We start from the raw sequence: 20,093 nt of genomic DNA, 5'->3' as shown, positions 1-20,093 counted from the left end.
AACAGCCCTTTCTCCCGGCTAAGCCCACTTTAAACCAAAACCTTAGCCGGGAGCTCTAATGGAAACCCTCCCAATTCCACCAGAAGTAGAGATAACCAAAGAATACATTGACCCTATCGTTTCTGTGACCTTTGAAAATGGCGTTGAGCAGGTTCGCCAGCGCTGGAGCAGACCTAAATACCAGTTTAGAGTTGACTTCTCGGCCCTTCAGGAGAGTGAAAAGAATACCCTTGAGAGCTTCTATGTCCGGCACCGGTGCTCAATACCTTTCCTCTTTCCTTACGAAGGAAAAACTTACACAGTCCGCTTCGCTAAACCCATTCAGGTAAAACAGACAGCTCCCAATCTCTACACCCTATCAGCCGAGCTTGTTGAAGCCTGGGGAGTAGAGCTATGAGAAGCCTATCCCCTGCTGCCATCCTGGAAAAGAATAAGCTCTACGGGAACCCCTTTATTCTCTGTGTGAACCTAAAACTCCCAGACGGTCACACCGTTCACATTTGCCAATACGATAAGCCGATAACCATAGCAGGAATTACGTACGAGCCTTTCCCCATCCACATAGGGGAGCTAAAGGAGAATAACAAGGGTGAACTGACGGAGCTCCCCATCCAGATTTCAAACGTTGCGCAGGAGCTTATCCCCTACATTGAGGACTATGAAGGCCTCGTAGGTCAGGAAGTAGAGCTCCTCTGGGTATTCCTTAGCGGGAGCTCCTACGAAGTTGCAATTTCAGATACCTTTCAAATAACCTCCTGCTCCTACGACGAGAAAACTATCTCCTTTAACCTCGGCCACTACAACCTTTTAGACGTCCTTATTCCTCAAAGGAAAGTAATAGAGCAATGCCAGTGGGAGTTTAAGTCCCCTGAGTGCGGCTACACCGGAACAGATGCAACCTGTGGAAAAACCTTCTGGGACTGCATTCAAAAAGGAAACGAAAGGAGATTTGGCGGTTTCCCGACAATCCAGACCAACAGGGTTTACCTATGATGAAGGTCAATGAGTTCATACTCAAAGCCCTCAGAGTTCCCTACAAAAGGTGGGGGAGCTCCTGGAACGGCGTTGACTGCTACGGGCTCGTCCGCCTCTTTTACCGTGAAGTTCGCGGCATAGAGCTCCCCGACATCAGAACCTACCGCTGGTGGGAAAGCTGGAAAAAGGTAAAGGAACCACAAACGGGAGACGTTCTATTCATAAACCTTGAAGAAGCCCACATTGCCCTCTATGTGGGTAACAGCAGAATTCTTCACGCCCTTGAAAAATACGGAGTCCGCCTTGATAGATACAACAAAAACTGGCAGAAACTAACAAAAAGCGTCTGGAGACTGAAAGATGAAACTCCTTGACAGAGTAATTTCTCCCAACGAAAAAGGAAAAACCCTTGCAGACGTTCTGAGAGAGCACGGGTTAAGGCCTGAGAGTCAAAACATTCAAATCTGGATAGACGGGAAACTCTCAAAAGTTCCCCCAGACAAACTGAAGGTAAGGCCCGGCTGGAAAATTGAGATAGTTCCCCTCCCCACCGGCGGCGGTGGAGGAGTACTCGGTGCAATTGGAGCAATAGCAGTCGGTGTTCTGACCGGCGGACTTGCCGCGGCCGCCATAGGCTCCATAACCCTCGGAGCTTTTACTCTATCAGCCTCAACTGTTTTTTCCCTCGGCTTCATGGTCGGGGCCGGAATTTTCAGCTACTTGACTGCCCCAAAGCCAAAGGTGCCAAGTTTTGGTGACATAGGCGATATGTTTGGTTCCTCACCCACCTATTCCTGGAACGGAGTTCAGACAGCGATGACTCAGGGAGTCCCGGTTCCGGTTGTCTACGGCAGGCACGCTGTCGGAGGTGTCAGACTTCAGTACCGGTTATTTGGAACCGATTGCGTTACAGGGAAAGTAGAAGACGGGGAACTCAAGATAGGTAGAACAGAAAACAACGGCACTCCAGTAGGTCGTTTTGCCCAATGGCTCTGGGATTTTGTTCTTCTTTCGGAAGGAGAAATAGAGGAGCTTGAGGAGCTCTGGCTGAACGACGTCTTCTATAAAAGCATAGAGGGTAAATATTTCCATTGCGTATACACAAAGGGAAAAAGCTCCCCTGAGCCGATAACTCTATTCTCAGGCAACCTTGCGCAGACCCCTTCGGGAAAAAACTGGTGGTGGGGAGAAATCGGATACGGGTATTTTCAGGCTCCTACCTACATTACAGTGCCAATAAACAAAACAGTCTCCAGTGACGAAAAATTTGTATACATCACCAAACTCCCCTCCAAGATGATAGAGAAAATCAGTATTAACCTTCACTTTCCGAACGGCCTGTTCAAAATAACAGACTCCGGCGGGCTCACTTTAGAGGAATGCAAACTAAAATTCACTCTGTACAAAGGTTATGAAAAACTTGGTGAAAGTCCGGAAATCCCAATCTACGGCGGAGTTAAGGAGCCATTTATTTACGTTTACGACATCTACATTAACAAAGGATTTCAAAAAGAAAACCAAGCTCCCTATCCTTTCGGCTATAACTTCTACGACCCACAAGATAACCTAACCTTAGAAGAAATACCTTACACCCTTATTATTGAAAAGGTTTCGGCAGATAACCCTACCATCAAAGATAGTAATACTCTCTCTATACAGTGCATAACAGAAGAATTGGGAAAAGGAGCCGGAGTTTCTCCTCCAAGTGACTCAGGTCTTAGTGACATAACTGAAAACCCCTTCAAGGTCTCTTACTCAGGCTCATCAATTCTCGTTTACAGCATAGCAGCCTCATCGGTTATTTCTGGCAACCTACCCAATATTAGAGCAGTTATGAAAGGCAAAAAAGTTAAGCTCTATAACTTTGAAACCGGCCAGTGGGAAATTGCATGGAGCGATAATCCTGCCTGGATAATCAGAGACATTCTCACAAACCCACGATACGGACTTGGCGATTTTATTACTGATGAGAACATAGACGACGAGAGCTTCATAGCCTTTGCTCAGTTCTGTCAGGAGCAGGGGTATAGGTGCAACCTTGTCCTTGACGGATTTCAAAGAGGTTGGGATTTAATCAACAACCTACTTGCAAAGTTTAGGGCCTTTATCCTGCGTAACGGTAGTAAATACAAGGTCAAGTTCCTCAAGGACGAGCCCCCGGTCCAAATGTTCACTATGGGGAACATCGTCCAGGGTAGCCTGAAGGTTCATTTCATATCCCTAAGCGACAGATACAACACCATAGAGGCCCGCTTCCTTGACGAAACCGACGGCTACAAAATGAAAACCATACTTGTCAGCACCGGCGACAAATATGAGAGAAAGAAGACCATAGACTTTTTTGGAATAACAGACAAATTTCTGCTCAACTGGATGCAGAAAGTAAAACGCTCAATAGAGTTTGATGTCTATCTTGACGCTCTCGCCATAGAACCAGGCGACATATTCCTATTCAGCCACGATGTTCCGAAGTGGCTTACAAGCGGAAGGATAGTAAGGCAAGAAGGAAATATTCTCATCTTGGATAGAACAGTTGCTCCCGAAAGCAACTACATAAAAGTGAGAACAAAAGATGACCAGATACTAACCTTTGAAATTGAGAACGTAGAAGAAACCAAAATCTACCTTAAGACCTCTACTCCCGAATTAGAGAACTGTCCTTACATCTGCGGAAAAATTTCGGAAACTCCTAAGCTCTACCGCTGCACCGAAATCACGAGAACCGCTGAAAACATTCGCCACATCGTAGCCGTTGAGCACATACCGGAGCTCTTTGATTAACCATAAACATGATTTTGAAAAAAGGTGGAACACCATTTTGAATTTTCGTGGAACACCGACTTTCATAAACATCTAAATATTTCTGTCCCGCAATGTCCCCAAAAGACCCGCAAAGTCCCGCAATTAACCATAAAAGCGTTTCACTTTTTTTTCAAAATTATTAATTCTGGAACGCCTACAATAACGTTGTAGATTTTTCCCCTTCTCTCCCAACGTCTTAACAGCTCGTTGAAAAAACTTGGAACGGTGTTCCACAAACATTCAATAAAACTGATTTAATTTCCGTTGGATGTAGGGAAGTTTATTAGAACAGAGAATAAAGAAAGTGTGATATTTAAAATTATGCAATGAGCTTTTTTACTTCTTCATATCTTTTGGACCAAAGAATATAGTTCGCTCCTTTTTGCTTGAGAGCATTAAGGTAATCTTCCGAAACATCTCTGTTCGTGTCATTGATAATCATTATAGCCTCAAGAGGTTTCTTTTTTGCCCTTATTTCTTTAACATCTTCCCACGCAAACAGAAATGTTGCAACTATACTCTTATTAACACTATTGCTGGCTTTAATCATTTTCTCTGCTTCTCTCGTTGTAATAAAAAAGTCTACATTGAATTCCAGCCCACTTTTTCCTCTTAGAATAATATCTTGAGCCACTGGAATCTTAAGGTCCTCCTCGAGAAACTTTCTAACATCTTCTTTGAAAATAGAAGTTATATGTTCCCTGCTCAGGAAAAACATATCATTAATCTGGAGAATAGCTTGAATAAGCTGATGTTTTCTTTTTACAAAATCTCTTTCTGTTGCTCTTACAAAAATAGATTCTCCATCGCTCATAACGCCGTGCGACAGAAGAATGCTTTCGAAAATCTCCTTTCTTTTCTTTGAACGGCTAATTTCTACACCAGCAAATTCAAGGTTGGAAAGGGTTTCTCCCCTATCCGAGATGATAATTTCATTGCCTTCTATCCGTATGTAAAGGTCTATTAAATCCCCCAAGAAATTCTCAAAAGGTGTCCCTACAAGAATCCAATCGGACCCTTCGAGGTCTATTACGTCAACTTTTTTGGTGAGCCATTCATAATAGCTCTTAATAAGATTCCTAACATTTTCAACCATAATTAACTAACCATACCAAAAAAGACTTTTCATAAATCTAATCCTATTTCGGGCGTTTATTATAGCTTCAAACTCACGTGTAACACGCTCAAGGTCATCAATGGAGTTGATAGCTTTTACAGAAAAAGCTTTCCCATCAAAATCAAAAACTTCCAAAGGAACCGCCCATTTAAGCCGTTGCATGCTGTATGTTTCTACATAAATGTGAACGTGAGGTTCATACCTTTCAAAATACTTACCTGCAAACCTAGCTATCCAACTGGGAACATGTTCATTAGCTCGGGAAGGATTTTTATGCTTTCCACCAAAATCAACTCTTAATAATCCTATATTTCCTACGCTTTTAGAACGGTGATTGTGGCTTGTTTTCCAAGTTTTGTATCTTCCAACAGATAGTTCAATTTTTATGACTTCCGCTTTAACCTCTATATCAACAAAAAACTTAAAGTTCTTCTGTGTTATGCTCTTCATTTCAAAATTGTATTTAGTATGGGTGAGGTCAATAATTGGCGGATTTAAAAATAGCTTTTCTTCTTTTATCAGGTTATAAGCTTCTTCATTGGAAAGCACAGCTCTTTCCCTCTCCTTCTAAGTTTTTTGCCATTTTGCCTGTTTTCTTTTCGGTTTCATTAATTACTTTACTTTCCGCTAACGGGAATATTATTAAACTGCTTTAAATCTGGATACAGAGACTAAGCTACCGAGCTACAAGAACTTTTAGAGAATAGCTGAAACAAAAAGTCCCCGGCCGAAATTCACCGGGGACTCCGATATGACTGAGTTACTCCTCTGCCGTGCAAACAATTCCTTTAAGATTCTCTTTTATCTCCTCTGCAGAGTTATAGTGGTAAGTCTCCGTCTGCCCATTTAGAGTTTGAGTTACATCTACACCGTTCGGACTATAGGAAATTACGATATCTCCGTTCTGAGCCCAAAGAGTAACTTCTCCATCGAGAATCTCATCTCCAGAGTATTCAAGAGGCTTCGTAGTTTGAACTTTCAACCAGCCATCTAAGCAACCGAGCTTTATGTAACCGGAGAAGGTGTCTGTAGTCTCGTTCCCTCTACCTGCTATTGCGAACTGATATTCCAACTCAGCGTCGGTGTTTACAGGATAATCACCTAAGAAGTAGGAGAGGCCACCTGTAAGTTTGTAATCCGCATTGGATATCTCATCGTTTACCCAGTTAATATTGAAAAAGGCCAAGCTAAGGTTATTGTAGAGGTATGCCTCGTCAACAGTTCCGTTAGCATCCAGATGTTTTACTAAACCCTCTACCATCATAGATGCGTTCTTTTCAAGGCATGTATCATCCGAGAAGTTCGAAAGAGTCACTCTCATAGTAAAGCGTTGATTTCCGTCTATTACATAATCCCCAAGCTGGCAGTCTTCGCCTTTAATGTTGTAAATATTAATGGTGATGTCTTTGATATCACTACAGCTTTGGGGTTGAGAAACCCCGTCAACAGTGTCGTAAACAACGTAAGCTTCAAGCGAATTCCCGTTATCACAGGGAATAGATATTAGGTCTCGAGTGGTATCAACTCTTCCGATTTTTTCAAGAATAGTAGGAGCTATACCTTTAGAAGATACCCCTCCTCCTTTTGTACTGGAGCTGCTCGAAGAAATTCCCGTAATACTTGTAACAGCATCTGTAGCAACAACGGGAGAAGTTTCGACCTCTTGTGCCTGGGAAACAGTAGCAAGTTTGTACGTCTCTTCAGATACCGAAGAGGTACCGCTGCCTCCGCCACAAGATGCCAATAAAACAATTCCCCCTAATGCCACTACTTTCTTCATTGTTTCACACCCCCTTGTTAATATTGAATCATCAATTTAAGTTAGGGCTAATTATAACAAAATTTTAATCTTTAGTCAAGTTTATCTCTTAATAATTCCGAGAATTTCCCGGACGGACTCTTTTATTCCATCTTTGTCTATTTTTACGAGCTTCCGAAGCAGAGCCTGGCTGCCGTGCTCTATGAACTTATCGGGCAGGCCAAGGTTGAAAACCCTGCCGTTGTACCAAAGGGCGAGGAATTCGTTAACGGCAGAGCCGAATCCCCCTTTAACGGCGTTCTCTTCTACGGTTATCACGGTGCTATGTTTAAGGGCAAGTTCCTTCAAGAGTTTTTCGTCTAAGGGTTTTATGAACCTTGCGTTTACAACGGTAGCCTCTATCCCTTCGGCAGAGAGCTCCCTTGCAGCTTCTAAGGCCTGGTAAACGGTCCAACCGGTGGCAAGGATGAGCAGGTCTCCCCCCTCTCTCAGAACTTCCCAAGAGCCTATTGGGATTTTTTTCAGCGGCTCTCTCAAGGTAACGCCGTAACCTCTACCCCGCGGGTACCTTACTGCAAAGGGACGGCCGGAGTAAACGGCAGTGTAGAGGAGGTGACGGAGCTCCTCTTCGTCTTTCGGAGCTGCAACCACAAGGTTGGGAACAACCCTTAGGTAGGAGAGGTCGAAGGCTCCGTGGTGGGTGGCTCCGTCTTCGCCGACGAGGCCGGCCCTGTCTATGGCGAAAGTTACGGGAAGCTCTTGAAGGGCAACGTCGTGGATTATTTGGTCGTAGGCTCTCTGTAGAAAGGTTGAGTAGATGGCAACAACCGGCCTCAACCCCTTCTTGGCAAGGCCGGCGGCGAAGGTAACGGCGTGCTGCTCTGCAATACCTACGTCGAAGTAACGCTCCGGAAATCTGGCAGCAAACCTGTCGAGCCCGGTGCCCGAAGGCATTGCAGCGGTAATGGCAACTATCGAGGAGTCTTTTTCGGCCATCTCTACAAGGGTCTTGGAGAAGACTTCGGTGTAGGTGGGAGGTTGGGGCTCTGAAAGTAGTTTCTTAGGTGAAACCCCGTGGAACTTATCGGGCCTCTCCTCTGCCGGTTTGTGCCCTTTTCCCTTCTTCGTGAGAACGTGAACGAGGGTGGGGCCTCTCATCTTGGAAACGTTTCTTAAGGTTGTAACAAGGGTCTCTATGTCGTGGCCGTCTATTGGGCCCACGTAGCGGAAGCCAAGCTCTTCAAAGAGCATCCCCGGAGGAAAGAGCCCCTTGACTATAAGGTCTTCAACTCTCTTGAGGCCCTTGTAGAAGGTGTCGCCGAATATCTTCTTCGTTACCTCCTCCAGCCGCTCCTTGGCCCTCCTGAGGCTCTCTCCGGTTGTCAGTTTCGTAAGGTAGTTGGATATCGCACCGATGTTTTTGGATATGGACATCTCGTTGTCGTTGAGGATAACTATCAGGTCTTCCTTGAGCTGACCGGCGTTATTGAGCCCTTCGTAGGCTTCACCGGCGGTTAGTGCACCGTCGCCGATAACCGCTATTACGTGCCCTTCCTCTCCTTTTAACCTTTTGCCGACCTTTATCCCGAGGGCGGCAGAGATGGAGGTTGAGCTGTGGCCAGTGCCGAAAGCGTCGTACGGGCTCTCCTTAATTGACGGAAAGCCGGAGATTCCGCCGAACTGCCTTAGGGTTTTGAACTTCTCTTTACGGTCGGTGAGTATCTTGTAAGGGTAGGACTGGTGGCCAACGTCCCAGACTATCTCGTCTTTGGGAGGGGAAAAGACCTTAAGGAGGGCTATTGTGAGCTCCACTACCCCCAAGGAGGAGGCCAGGTGCCCTCCGGTTTTCTCAACAACGGAGATTATGTAGTCTCTCAGTTCAGATGCCAGTTGCTTGAGTTCCTGAGTTGTCAGTTTTTTCAGGTCGTCCGGGGAGTTGACCTTGTCGAGTATCAAAAAGCGCCTCCAAACTCGGGTAGTTGTTGCAGTATTCTGATTATAGGCGAACGTCTGTGAGTTCCCATGATTCACAATTTAGTCCCTAATACTCCCTTTCAACAACGAAACGGGCAATGGCTTCAAGGGGTTCCCGTTTTTCGGCAGGGAAGATGGACAGTGCCTCAACGGCCCTTTCTACTTCTTCGTAGGCCATCTTCCTGGCCTTTTCAACGCCGAAGATTGTCACGAAGGTGGTTTTTCCTTTCTCAAGGTCGGAGCCTACGTTTTTGCCGAGCTTCTCCTGGTCTCCTACAACGTCTAAAACGTCGTCGATTATCTGGAAAGCAAGGCCGAGGCTGTCGCCGTAACGCCTAAGCGCGTCAATTTCTTCGGGTGAACCTCCGCCGGTTATGCCCCCCGAAACTACAGAGGCGGTGATGAGCCTGCCGGTTTTGTGTTTGTGGATAAATAGGAGCTCTTCAAGGGGAACGTCGCCCCTGCCCTCGGCATCGAGGTCGCACTGTTGACCGAGAACCATTCCCAGCATGCCGGAAGCTCTCGCAATTTCGGAGATAACTTTAACTTTCCTGTTACAGTCGAACTCCCAGTCTGCAAGAACCTCAAAGGCCCTGTTGAGAAGGGCATCTCCGGCCAAAATGGCGGTAGCCTCGCCGAACTTCACCCAGGTTGTTGGGTGGCCGCGGCGGAGGGTGTCGTTGTCCATGGCGGGAAGGTCGTCGTGGATAAGGGAGTAGGTGTGAATCATCTCTATAGCACAGGCCGGGGTTAAGGCGTCGTTTCTGTTACCGCCTACGATTTCGCAGCCGGCAAGGCAGAGTATCGGCCTGAGTCTCTTACCTCCCACGGTGAGGGAGTACTTAACCGCCTCGTAGAGCTTCTTACCAAACTCGGGCTCCGGCGGCAGGTAGGTTAGGAGAACCGAGTCTATAAGGGCCTTTCGTTCCTTTAGGTAGGCTTTAAGGTCCATAACACCCCCTTATCGGAATTTCTTTTCCTCTCCCCTGAGCAGTCTCAGTATGTTCTGGTAGTGCTTTGCCACAATCACAAATGCCGTAACGGCAACGGCTATGAAGGAGGCCTCGTCGGGTTTTTCAAAGAACTTAAAAAGCAGCGGATACGAAAGGGCAGCGGTAATTGAGGAGAGTGAGACGTACCTTGTCAGCAGGAAGACCACGATGAATATAAGAAAGGCAAAGAAGGTGACTTTAGGCGATATTACGAGGAAGGCTCCCAACCCCGTTGCAACGCCCTTTCCTCCCCTGAAGCCGAGGAAAGGGGAGAAGCAGTGGCCGAGGACAGCGGCCAGACCTGCAAGGACCTGGTAGTGAAGGGGAGCTCCCGAGAGCTTAAGGAGCAACACCGGCAGGGCACCTTTTAGGGCATCGAGTAGTAGAACAACGGCACCCCACTTTTTCCCGAGAACTCTTGAAACGTTTGTGGCCCCTATGTTGCCGCTGCCGTGTTTCCTTACGTCTACCCCTTTAAGCTTTCCTATCACGTAACCGAAGGGCACGGAACCGAGCAGAAACGCAAGCAGTATAACGGCGAAAATCATCTATCCCCCAAAGCTTTGAAGAAGTTTACGAAGTAGAGAACTCCGGTCAGTATGGCCACAGCCGCAGAGACGATAAGCAGAAGCTCTCCGATTTCCCTGAACCCTGCAAGGAGCAGGAGTATGGAAGCCATTATAAGGACGGTTTTCACCTTGCCACCGGCAGAGGCCGGTATAACCAGTCCACGGGATGCGGCCATGGCCCTCATGCCGGTAACGGCCTCCTCGCGGCCTACTATGGCTATAACCGAGTAGGGGTCGCAGAGCTTCACGTAAGCCAGCGAAATCAGCGTAGAGGAGGTGAGCAGTTTGTCTGCAACCGGGTCGAGCAGCATACCCAGGTAGGTAACAGATTTTGAGCGCCTCGCCAGGAAACCGTCGAGGAAGTCTGTTAAAGCCGAAAGGGTAAATAGAACCAGGGCCAGCAGGTTGTGGCCCTGGATAATCGACACAACGATAAAGGGCAAAAGGGCTACTCTTAAAACGGTAAGCAGGTTGGGGAGCGTTTTCACTCTGCCCATCACACCTTCATCGGCATGATAACGTTGGTGAGCTGAGGCTCCTCCGGAGAGGTGATAAGGACGGGAGTAACCGGCTCCTCCATGGCTATCTTTAGGGTCTCTCCGTCGAAGGAGCCCACAGATTCAATAAGGTGAACGATGTTGAAACCTATCTGGAACTCCCCGCCGGAGTAGTCTACGGGAATTGTAACCTCGGCCTCTTCGGCGGCATCGCCCTCAATCTTCCTGGCGGTTATAGTAAGTTTTCCGTCGGAGAGGGTGAAAACCGCTCCCCTTACCTCTTCTTTGTCGAAGATTACCGCAACCTCCTTCAGGGCGGAGAGAAGCTCTTCCCTGTCGGCGGTAAGAACTTTGGAGTTCCCTTCGGGGATAACGGCGGTGTAGTCCGGGTACTCCCCTTCTATCAGGGAGGTCCACATCACCGTGTCGCCGGTGTTGAAGTAGAGCTTGTTGCCCGTTTCCACAATCCCCACCTCTTCGCTCTCTCTGAGCAGCTTTTTAAGCTCGCTGAGCGATTTTTTCGGAATTATCGAGTTCACCCCTTGGGCGGCTGCAGAAATCTCGTAGAGGGCCAATCTGTGGCCGTCGGTGGCAACTGCGTGGAGAGCACCGTTTACAGAGCGGAACAGGACGCCGGTGAGGATGTAACGGGCCTCGTCCTTGCTTGCGGCGTAAGCCACCTTCCGTATGGCCCTGTCTATCTCCTGAGAGGGCAGAGTAACGGGAAAGGTTTGGGGAAGCTCAACCTCGGGGAACTCCTCGGGGGGTAAGGTGGCAAGTGAAAACCGGGAGTTTGCCGTTTCTACAACGAGCTTAGAGTCGCCTGCAGACAGGCTCACCTCTTCCCCCGTTATAGAGGAGAAGAGCTTCGCCGCCTTGCCCGCGTTAACGGTGGTTTTTCCACACTCCTCCACCGAACAATCCACAACTGTGGATATCCCTATCTCTAAATTCGTTGCCACAAGCCTTAACAGGTTATCCTCGGCCTCCAGCAGAACGTTCGAGAGTATCGGAACGTTACCCCTCTTATCTGCGGCCGAGGCTGCAACTTTCACCGCGTCCCGAATCAGGGCCTTGTTGACTTTAATTTTCATTAAGCTCACCTCCCTATATATATTTACTTCTATTACGGGATATATAGATATATATCTCTAAGTAATAATAATTATAGGTGCACAAAAATTGTGCACTTTTCGGAAACTTCCTTACGCCCCAAAGGCTTCGACCCTCAGAGTTATCCACATTATGTGGATAACTCGGCGATTTTTCTGTGGATAACTGTGTGGATAACTTTTTTATGTGGATAACTGAAATTTACGGTTAATAAGTTATCCACAGATTTCAGTTATCCACAGACTTATCCACATAGTTATCCACATCACTGTGGATAACTTGGGAAGAGCGTTCAACCTCTTCTCTAACTTTGAGTTCAAGCTTTTCTAAAAGCTGATTAATCTTTTCATCCCTCTTCCGGAGCTCTTCCACCTTCCTAACGGCGTGGAGAACCGTTGTGTGGTCGTCCCTGTTGAAGGCCGCAGCTATCTGGGTGTAGGGGTAGTTCCCTATCCTCTTTGCCAGGTACATCGCCACCTGCCTTGCCAGGGCAACCTGTTTCTTCCTGGACGAGCTCAAGAGGAGCTCTTCGTCTACTCCGAACTCGCTGCTCACGGTTGTCTTTATGAGCTTCAGCGAAATCTCCCTGCGCCTCTTTTCTGCCCTTTCCTCGGGACTCTCTTGGGAGAAGAGCTCCCTTACAAGCCGTTCGGTTATCGGTTTCCCTTCCAGCGTTGCCTTTGCCTTCAGTTTTATAAGGGCCCCTTCAAGTTGCCTGATGTTGGACTTTATTATCGTGGCTATGAGCTTTATGACCTTGTCGCTGACCTCTATTCCCTCAAGCTCTGCCTTCCTCTTGAGTATTGCAACTCTGGTTTCAAAGTCCGGCGGCTGTATGTCTGCTATGAGTCCCCACTCAAAGCGGCTCCTGAGTCTCTCGGTTAGGGTGGGGATATCTTTCGGCGGCCGGTCGCTGGTGAGAACAACCTGTTTGCCGGCGTCGTAAAGGGCGTTGAAAGTGTGGAAGAACTCTATCTGGGTACGCTCTTTGCCCCCTATGAACTGAATGTCGTCTATGAGCAGAACGTCTATGTTCCTGTATTTTTCTCTGAACGACGAGATGTTGTCGGACTTCAGGGCCTCTATAAGCTGGTTCATAAAGGTTTCGGTGGTTACGTATATGACCTTTTTCCAGGGACTTTTCTTCTTGATGTAGTTGCCTATTGCCTGCATCAGGTGGGTTTTGCCGAGCCCTACGCCTCCGTAGATGAACAGGGGGTTGTAGGCCTTACCCGGGTTTTCGGCAACTGCAAGGGCCGCCGCGTGGGCAAACTGGTTACTCGTTCCCACTATGAAGTTCTCGAAGGTGTACTTGGGGTTGAGGTTGGACTGAAGCTCCTCCTCCTTCTTCTGGCTCTTCTTAAATAGGCCGAGTTCGAGCTGCTGTGGCTGTGGCGTTTTTACCGGTTCTGAAGGAACGGTAAACTCGACCTTTACCGGGCCGAAAACCTTTTTGGCTGCTTCCTCTACCACCGGCCGAAGGTTCTTCTCAATTACCTCCTTCAGCACCGAGTCCTTCACCTGAAGGAGGATTCTCTCGTCAGACCGCTCGGCGAGCTTCATATCCTTAAAGGCACTCTTAAAGAGGGAGGGTTTTACCCTCTTTTTAAGCTCAGAGAGAAAGCTCTCGTAGGCCCTATCCACCTAAGACCTCCCCGTAAAGCTCCAGGTAAGAGTCTACCATTACCTCCTTACAGAAGCGCCCTACCACTTTAGAGTAGGCGTTTTGGGTGAGCTCCCTCTGGAGGCTCGGAGAGGAGAGGAGCTTCAAAACCGCCTCCGCCAGCTCTTTTGGTGATTCAGGGGGAACCAAAACACCGTCTTTACCGTTTTCTATAACCTCAACCGTTCCGCCTACGGCCGTTGCCACAACCGGCACCTTTAAGAGCATAGCCGTAAGTATTACGCTGCCGAGCCCCTCGTTCCTCGAGGGCAGCACGAAGAGGTCGAGGGCCTTCATGTAGTTCGGAACGTCCTCTACAAACCCGTAAAGGGTAAAGTTACCGGTTAGCTCCCTCTCCTCTATCAGGGCTTGGAGCCTCTTCCTCAGCTTCCCCTCGCCGAAAACCACGAAGCGGGCAAAGGGGTACTCCTTCACAACCCTCCCTGCCGCCTCTATGAGGTTGGGGATATCCTTCTGGTGTGTGAGTGCGGCAAAGGAGCCGATTATCGGCTCTCCGCCGAGCTCCCTCCTTATCTGCTCAACCCTATCTGGGTCTACTGCACCGGCGAGGGAGGTATCTACCGCCGAGTAGATTACCTTCACCTTCCCCTTTAAAAAGGGGAGGCTGCTTTCAAGTACCCCCTTAACCGCCTTCGAGATTGCAACTACCGAGTCGGTGAGCTTGTACTTCAGTAGGGTGAGCCTGTTGAGCTTCGGCGGGTAGTCTACCCTCCTTGTGTAAACTACCGGCTTCCCGTGGAACTTCTTAGAGAGGGCGGCCAGGGTGTGGGCCTTGGCTGCGTGGGCGTGGACCAGCGAAAATCCCTTTGCCACCGCTCCGAGCCTGAAGAGGTCGGAGGTCTGGTTCCCCTTCAAGGGGATAACCTCCACCCCCAGCTCCCTGCAGCGGTTAAAGAGCCTGTCTCCCACCCGGCAGGCAACGGCCTGCCTAACGCCCCTTCTCTTCAGTCCCTCTACCAGGTAGAGGAGCTGCTGCTCTCCGCCTCTTAACCCTTTTTCCGTGTCTACGTGTAGAATTTTCACCGCTTCCACCTTAACTGTGGAATACCAAATTTTGGAGGAACGATGAGGTTTTCAAGGGCGTTTATACCTACCAAAAAGGAGTCTCCGGCCGATGCAGAGATACCGAGCCACAAGCTCCTTGTAAGGGCCGGTTTCATAAGGAAAGTGGCCTCCGGCCTCTACGACATTTTACCCCTCGGTGCAAGAGTTATCAGGAAGATAGAGCAGGTTATACGCCAGGAGATGGAGAGGGCCGGTGCGCAGGAGGTTATACTGCCCATTATGCACCCGGCCGAGCTGTGGCAGGAGAGCGGCAGGTGGGACGTTTACGGTAAGGAGATGATTAAGTTCAAAGACCGCCACGAAAGGGACTACGCCCTGGGCCCCACCGCAGAGGAGATGATTACAGACCTGGTTCGAAAGGAAGTGAAGTCTTACAAGGAGCTGCCCCTTAACCTCTACCAGATTGGCCGCAAGTTCCGCGACGAGATAAGGCCCCGCTTCGGCCTTATGCGCTCCCGGGAGTTCATAATGAAGGATGCCTACTCCTTCCACGCCTCCGACGAGGACGCCGAGAGGGAGTACTGGAATATGTTCGAAACCTACTCCCGAATCTTTAAGCGCCTCGGCCTTGAGTTTAAGGCGGTTGAGGCCGACACGGGCGAGATAGGGGGCAGTTTCTCCCACGAGTTCATGGTGATTGCAGATACCGGCGAGAGTAAGCTCGTTTACTGCCCCGAGTGCGGGTATGCCGCAAGCACCGAAAAGGCTCAGCAGGTAAGGCCGGAAGTTCCCCCGAACAGGGAAGGCGAGTTTGAGGCCGTGGAGGAGGTTCACACCCCGGGAATCAGGCGGATAGAGGAGGTCTCCCGGTTCCTCTCCGTTCCCCAGAAGCGGATACTCAAGCTCTTGGTTTACGTTATAGACGGAAGGCCCGTTGTCCTTGCCCTGAGGGGCGACAGGGAGGTTGAGGAGGCGAAGCTTAAAAAGGCCTTTAACGCCAAAGAGGTTCGCCTTGCAACCGACAAGGAGATAGAGGAGTTTACCGGTCAGCCCAAGGGCTACCTTTCGCCGGTCGGTTTGCCCCTGCCCGTTTACGCCGACTACTCGGTTATACCGATGGTTAACTTCGTTGCCGGTGCCGGAAGGGCCGACTACCACCTGAAGAACGTTAACTGGGGTAGGGACTTCAGCGTTGCAGAGTTCGTTGACGTTACCGAGGTAAGGGGAGGGGAGCCCTGCCCCAAGTGCGGCGCTCCGCTCGTTGAAAAGCGCGGCATAGAGGTGGGCCACATATTTAAGCTGGGAACCAAGTACAGCGAGGCCATGGGGGCCACCTTTGTGGACGAACAGGGCAACGAAAAGCCGATGGTTATGGGGTGTTACGGCATAGGGGTAACGAGGGTTATGGCCGCAGCCGTTGAGCAGGGTCACGACGAGAACGGGATAATCTGGCCTGTGGAGATTGCGCCGTTTGAGGTTATAGTGATACCCGTAAACGTAAAGAAGGAAGAGATAGTGGAGGCCGCCGAGAGGGTTTACTCTGAGCTTATGGAGGCCGGCTTTGACGTTCTCCTTGACGACAGGAACGCGCGGCCCGGCTTTAAGTTTAAGGATGCCGACCTTATCGGCATTCCCTACCAGGTTATCGTAGGGAAGAAGGCCTCTGAGGGGGTTGTGGAGCTTAAAATTAGAAGGAGCGGGGAGCGGCTCGAGCTTCCCGTTGATGGAGTTGTCGGAAAACTGAGAGAGCTTATCGGGAGGGGTTAGTCCCCTCCTTTTAAAGGGAGTTATGGCTTACCAGATAGAGCAGGATTTGACTGTAGGTATTGAGCACTTAAGGCCCTGGTCGTTTTCGAAGGTTCAGAAGGCCAAGCGGTGTCAGTATGAGTTCTTCTTCCGTTACGTCCAGAAGCTTGAACCCCTTGAAAGGGCAGACTTTTTAGTTCTCGGAAGCGGCGTCCACTTCGTTCTTGAAAACGCCTTAAACGCCGTTTTCCTGAGGCGTAAACCCCTTTCCAAGGAGCTTCTCCTCCACTACGCCCGACTCTACAAGGAGCAGGAGCCCCTTGCAGACCTAAACCGTATAGGTCAGTTCTTCCCGAACATACTCAAGTTTGTGAACGGCCAGCTCAGGCGGGTAGACAGGGGAGAGCTCAAGTTCTGGGAGCTTGAGCTTGCGGTAGACAGGGAGCTCCGCTGCGTTCCCTACGACTCAGGGGGCGTTTTCCTGAGGGGGAAGCTCGACTTCCTCTTCTCTAAGGGGGAGACCCTCTACATTGTGGACCACAAAACCAGCAGAAGCCACGACTTTGACAACCGGGTTAAGACCCAGCTCAGGTGGTACGCCCTGCTTGCGGCTGTTAAGTTCCCCCAGTTTCAGCGGTTCGCTTTAGAGCTTCACAACGTAAGGTACGGAACCGTTAAGAGGGTGGTCTTTTCGAGGCGGGAGATAGAGGCCTTCAAGGTGAAGCTCGTTCCCATAATCGAGAGCGTGGAAGAGGAGTTTTTGGGTAAGAGCTTCAGAGAGCTCACCCCGTCGCCTTCGGAGCTGAACTGCCGCTGGTGCGAGTTTAGGCACCTCTGCCCCGAGGCCCTCTCTTAGAAGTCGAAGTTGAAGCCGAAGTCGTCGAAGCTATCGCCGTCTCCCGGACCGAAGGGCTCCTCTACGCTGCTCTCTTCTTGAACCTCGAGACCCTGCTGCTGGCCCGGTTCCTCCTGGGGGCTCACCTGGGCCTCTTCAAGGTTCTCAAACCTTGTAAACTCCTTAATAAAGGCCAACCTGACCGTTCCGGTCGGGCCGTTACGCTGCTTGGCGATGATTATCTCCGCTATTCCCTCCTCTTCCGGGTCGGGCTTCTTCTTAACCAGGTCGGGCCTGTGGATGAACATCACAACGTCGGCGTCCTGCTCTATGCTACCGCTCTCCCTCAGGTCCGAGAGCTGAGGCCTTTTGTCTGCCCTGTGCTCAACCTGCCTCGAGAGCTGGGAGAGCGCTATAACGGGAACCCCCAGCTCTTTCGCCAGTATCTTGAGGGAGCGGGATATCTCCGATACCTCCTGCTGGCGGCTCTCGGTCTTCCTTATGCCCCTCATCAGCTGCAGGTAGTCTACGATTATGAGGTCGAGGCCCTTTTCCGCCTTGAGCCTTTGAGCTTTCGCTCTGAGGTCCAGGACCGATATGTTTGAGGTGTCGTCTATGTAAATCGGGGCCTCCTCTATCCGGCTGACGGAGTCGTGAATCTTCTCCATCTCCCTCTCGTTGAGGAAGCCGCTCCTTATCTTCGCGAGGCTTATCTTTGCGTCTTGGGCCACGAGCCTTGCGACAAGCTGCTCTTTAGACATCTCGAGGGAGAAAATTGCAACGCTCTTACCCTCGTTGACGGCAACGTTGTAGGCTATGGAGAGGGCAAAGGCGGTTTTACCTACCGACGGCCTTGCGGCAAGGATTATGAGGTCTGAGGGCTGAAAGCCCGACGTCATCTTGTCCAGCTCTACGAACCCGCTGGGAAGGCCCGTGACCATCTCTCTGCGGGTCATGAGCTCCTGGGTCTTCTTCACGAACTCGTAGAGGACGTCCTTTAGGGGAACGAGGGTGTTCGTGACCCGCTCTTCCGACAGGGAGAATACCTTCTGCTCCAGCTGCTCCAGCAGGTAGTCCGGGTCGGGTGCCTTCTGAATCGTCTCCTGGATGAAGTTGCCTATGTTGAATATCTGCCTGAGGAGGGCCTTCTCTTTGACCCTCTGGCACTCCGCTTCGAAGGTGTTCAGTGAGGGGGCTGCGTACTCTACGAGCAGGTTCAGGTGCTCCTCTCCCCCCACCTTCTCAAAGAGCCCCTTCTTTGCCAGCTCGTTCTTTATGAACGAGGGGGTTAGAAGCTCCTCCGGGTACCCTTCGGCAACTAAGTCTCTGAAGAAGCGAAAGAGGGTTCTGTGCCTTTCGGTGCTGAAGGCCTCGGGTTTTAAAAGCTCAACCCCCTTAAAGAGGGCCTGGGGGTCAAGGAGCATAGTCCCCAGAACCGCGTACTCACTCTCTAAGGCGATAAGTTCACTCATCTCCTCTCCCTAAGGGAGACTAAAATATAGTTAGGTGAGCCCCCTCTCTGCCAGCTCTACGGCCCTGAACAGGGCCTTGGCCTTGTTTACCGTCTCCTTTGCTTCAAGCTGGGGAACGGAATCTGCAACTATGCCGGCCCCCGCCTGGACGTAAACCTTGTTCCTCCGTACCACCGCCGTTCTTATGGCTATTGCCGTGTCCATGTTGCCGTCGAAGGAGAAGTAGCCAACGGCTCCTGCGTAAACGCCCCTTTCGGAGGGCTCCATCTCGTCTATTATCTCCATGGCCCTCACCTTCGGAGCTCCCGAGACTGTGCCGGCCGGGAAACAGGCCTTTAGAACGTCGAAGGCGTCTGCCCCCTCTTTCAGCTCTCCCACCACGTTTGAGACTATGTGCATTACGTGGGAGTAGCGTTCTATCACCATAAGGTCGGTCACTTTAACCGAGCCCACCTTTGCAACCCTGCCTACGTCGTTCCTTGCAAGGTCTACGAGCATTATGTGCTCTGCCCGCTCCTTTTCGTCGTTGAGAAGCTCCCTCTCGAGGGCCAGGTCTTCCTCCTTAGTTCTCCCCCTTCGCCTTGTGCCGGCTATGGGCCTTGTCTCTACCCGGCCGTTTTTCAGCCTTACGAGGACTTCCGGCGATGCCCCTACAACCTGGAAGTCTTGGTAGTCGAGGAAGTACATGTAAGGTGAGGGGTTAACGTGTCTGATGGCCCTGTAAAGGGTTAGGGGGTCTGCGTAGAAGGGCTTCTCGAAGCGCCTCGAGAGGACAACCTGGATTATGTCCCCGGCCCTTATGTACTCCTTCGCTCTCTCTACAGCTTTCATGAACTCTTCGTCTGAGAAGTTGACCACCCAGCCGCTCTGGGTTGGAGCCGGCTCGGTCTGGAAGGAGGCTCTTCCCTCCCTAAGGAGCTTCACAACCTCTCTGAGCTTCTCCTCTCCCTTCCTGTACTCGTTTTCCACTTCTCCCTTCTCGGTTGAGACGAAGGCGATTACCGAGATTTTGTGGGTGACGTTGTCGAAAACCACGAGAGCTTCCGGTATGGAGAAGACCATGTCGTACAGGAACGAGTCTTCCTTGTTCGGGTTGACGTTTACCCTGGGCTCGAAGAACTTAACGGCGTCGTAGGCCAGGTATCCGAAGAATCCCCCCCAGATTTCCGGAAGCCCTTCGACTTTATAGGGCTTTACCGTTTTGAACACCTCCCTCAGGAGCTCCAGGGGGTCGGTCTCTACCTCTTTTACCTCTATGCGGCCGAGCCGGTTTACCTCTCCGAACCGCTCTTTGCTCTTAACGGTTACGAGCCTGCCTATTCCGATTATCGAGAAGCGTCCCCACTTCTCTCCCCCCTCTACGCTCTCCAGGAGCATGTTGGCGCCAACCCCCTTCAGCTTTATGAAGGCCGAAAGGGGGGTGTCGAGGTCTGCAAGTAGCTCTGTATGGAGGGGGAACAGGTTGTAGCCCCGGGCGTGAAGCTCCTTTACCTGGTTGAGGGTAAGCATCCTCTCCTCCTTGAAATCTCTACCTTGAGAGTTTAACCTCTATC

The 20,093-nt window shown here is 50.2% G+C and carries 18 protein-coding genes; 6 read left to right on the top strand and 12 right to left on the bottom strand.

What is annotated here, in order from left to right; all coding sequences use genetic code 11:
* The first annotated feature begins 58 nt into the window (after nt 1-58).
* The 4 genes from THEAM_RS00090 to THEAM_RS00075 are packed head-to-tail and all read left to right on the top strand — an operon-like array spanning nt 59 to nt 3,756.
* Entirely contained in the window at nt 59-397 is a 339-nt protein-coding gene (locus tag THEAM_RS00090) for a hypothetical protein (RefSeq protein WP_013536778.1), read from the top strand.
* On the top strand, nt 394-993 hold the full coding sequence (locus THEAM_RS00085; protein ID WP_013536777.1) for a phage minor tail protein L: 600 nt from the start codon (nt 394-396) through the stop codon (nt 991-993). Before THEAM_RS00090 ends, THEAM_RS00085 begins: the two co-directional genes overlap by 4 nt.
* Entirely contained in the window at nt 990-1,349 is a 360-nt protein-coding gene (locus tag THEAM_RS00080; protein WP_013536776.1) for a C40 family peptidase, read from the top strand. Before THEAM_RS00085 ends, THEAM_RS00080 begins: the two co-directional genes overlap by 4 nt.
* Nucleotides 1,336-3,756 (top strand): phage tail protein, encoded by a 2,421-nt coding sequence (locus tag THEAM_RS00075; protein ID WP_013536775.1) that lies wholly within the window; start codon nt 1,336-1,338, stop codon nt 3,754-3,756. The genes THEAM_RS00080 and THEAM_RS00075 overlap by 14 nt, the downstream gene beginning before the upstream one ends.
* Before the next feature lie 340 nt (nt 3,757-4,096).
* Here the strand turns inward: THEAM_RS00075 and THEAM_RS00070 are convergent, their stop codons facing one another.
* The 10 genes from THEAM_RS00070 to THEAM_RS00025 all read right to left on the bottom strand — a co-directional run bounded on the left by THEAM_RS00070 (nt 4,097) and on the right by THEAM_RS00025 (nt 14,505).
* Nucleotides 4,097-4,873: a DUF1828 domain-containing protein gene (locus THEAM_RS00070; RefSeq protein WP_013536774.1), complete on the bottom strand. Its 777-nt coding sequence runs from the start codon at nt 4,871-4,873 to the stop codon at nt 4,097-4,099.
* A gap of 6 nt (nt 4,874-4,879) precedes the next feature.
* On the bottom strand, nt 4,880-5,443 hold the full coding sequence (locus THEAM_RS00065) for a DUF6978 family protein (protein WP_013536773.1): 564 nt from the start codon (nt 5,441-5,443) through the stop codon (nt 4,880-4,882).
* Nucleotides 5,444-5,654: 211 nt separating this feature from the next.
* A complete protein-coding gene (locus THEAM_RS00060; RefSeq protein WP_013536772.1) occupies nt 5,655-6,674 on the bottom strand; it encodes a hypothetical protein in 1,020 nt (339 codons plus the stop codon).
* 81 nt (nt 6,675-6,755) lie between these two features.
* Nucleotides 6,756-8,609, bottom strand: coding sequence for a 1-deoxy-D-xylulose-5-phosphate synthase (dxs, locus tag THEAM_RS00055; RefSeq protein WP_013536771.1), 1,854 nt, complete (start codon nt 8,607-8,609; stop codon nt 6,756-6,758).
* Between the two features lie 85 nt (nt 8,610-8,694).
* On the bottom strand, nt 8,695-9,579 hold the full coding sequence (locus tag THEAM_RS00050; RefSeq protein ID WP_013536770.1) for a polyprenyl synthetase family protein: 885 nt from the start codon (nt 9,577-9,579) through the stop codon (nt 8,695-8,697).
* 9 nt (nt 9,580-9,588) lie between these two features.
* Nucleotides 9,589-10,167 carry a glycerol-3-phosphate 1-O-acyltransferase PlsY gene (gene plsY, locus THEAM_RS00045; RefSeq protein WP_013536769.1) on the bottom strand — a complete coding sequence of 193 codons (579 nt, stop codon included), beginning with the start codon at nt 10,165-10,167 and terminating at the stop codon, nt 9,589-9,591.
* Nucleotides 10,164-10,685: a CDP-diacylglycerol--glycerol-3-phosphate 3-phosphatidyltransferase gene (gene pgsA / locus THEAM_RS00040; RefSeq protein WP_013536768.1), complete on the bottom strand. Its 522-nt coding sequence runs from the start codon at nt 10,683-10,685 to the stop codon at nt 10,164-10,166. The genes plsY and pgsA overlap by 4 nt, the downstream gene beginning before the upstream one ends.
* Complete coding sequence (dnaN, locus tag THEAM_RS00035; protein ID WP_013536767.1) at nt 10,685-11,779, bottom strand: DNA polymerase III subunit beta; 1,095 nt, start codon at nt 11,777-11,779, stop codon at nt 10,685-10,687. Before dnaN ends, pgsA begins: the two co-directional genes overlap by 1 nt.
* A 247-nt stretch (nt 11,780-12,026) precedes the next feature.
* Nucleotides 12,027-13,442, bottom strand: a complete 1,416-nt coding sequence (dnaA, locus tag THEAM_RS00030) for a chromosomal replication initiator protein DnaA (RefSeq protein ID WP_013536766.1) — start codon at nt 13,440-13,442, stop codon at nt 12,027-12,029.
* Nucleotides 13,435-14,505: a glycosyltransferase family 4 protein gene (locus THEAM_RS00025; protein ID WP_013536765.1), complete on the bottom strand. Its 1,071-nt coding sequence runs from the start codon at nt 14,503-14,505 to the stop codon at nt 13,435-13,437. The genes dnaA and THEAM_RS00025 overlap by 8 nt, the downstream gene beginning before the upstream one ends.
* A gap of 42 nt (nt 14,506-14,547) precedes the next feature.
* Between THEAM_RS00025 and THEAM_RS00020 the strand changes: the two genes are divergently transcribed.
* Both THEAM_RS00020 and THEAM_RS00015 read left to right on the top strand, forming a co-directional pair.
* Nucleotides 14,548-16,254 (top strand): proline--tRNA ligase, encoded by a 1,707-nt coding sequence (locus tag THEAM_RS00020; protein ID WP_013536764.1) that lies wholly within the window; start codon nt 14,548-14,550, stop codon nt 16,252-16,254.
* A 22-nt stretch (nt 16,255-16,276) separates the two neighbouring features.
* Nucleotides 16,277-17,089, top strand: a complete 813-nt coding sequence (locus THEAM_RS00015; RefSeq protein WP_013536763.1) for a RecB family exonuclease — start codon at nt 16,277-16,279, stop codon at nt 17,087-17,089.
* Here THEAM_RS00015 and dnaB read toward each other — a convergent pair.
* Together dnaB and trpE are read right to left on the bottom strand one after the other, a co-directional pair.
* Nucleotides 17,086-18,540 (bottom strand): replicative DNA helicase, encoded by a 1,455-nt coding sequence (gene dnaB / locus THEAM_RS00010; RefSeq protein ID WP_013536762.1) that lies wholly within the window; start codon nt 18,538-18,540, stop codon nt 17,086-17,088. The genes THEAM_RS00015 and dnaB overlap by 4 nt on opposite strands.
* A 30-nt stretch (nt 18,541-18,570) precedes the next feature.
* Nucleotides 18,571-20,049 (bottom strand): anthranilate synthase component I, encoded by a 1,479-nt coding sequence (trpE, locus tag THEAM_RS00005; RefSeq protein WP_013536761.1) that lies wholly within the window; start codon nt 20,047-20,049, stop codon nt 18,571-18,573.
* Between the last annotated feature and the right edge of the window lie 44 nt (nt 20,050-20,093).

This window comes from Thermovibrio ammonificans HB-1 (assembly GCF_000185805.1).
Classification (GTDB): Bacteria; Aquificota; Aquificia; order Desulfurobacteriales; family Desulfurobacteriaceae; genus Thermovibrio; species Thermovibrio ammonificans.
This window is presented reverse-complemented; position numbering and strand designations above follow the sequence as displayed.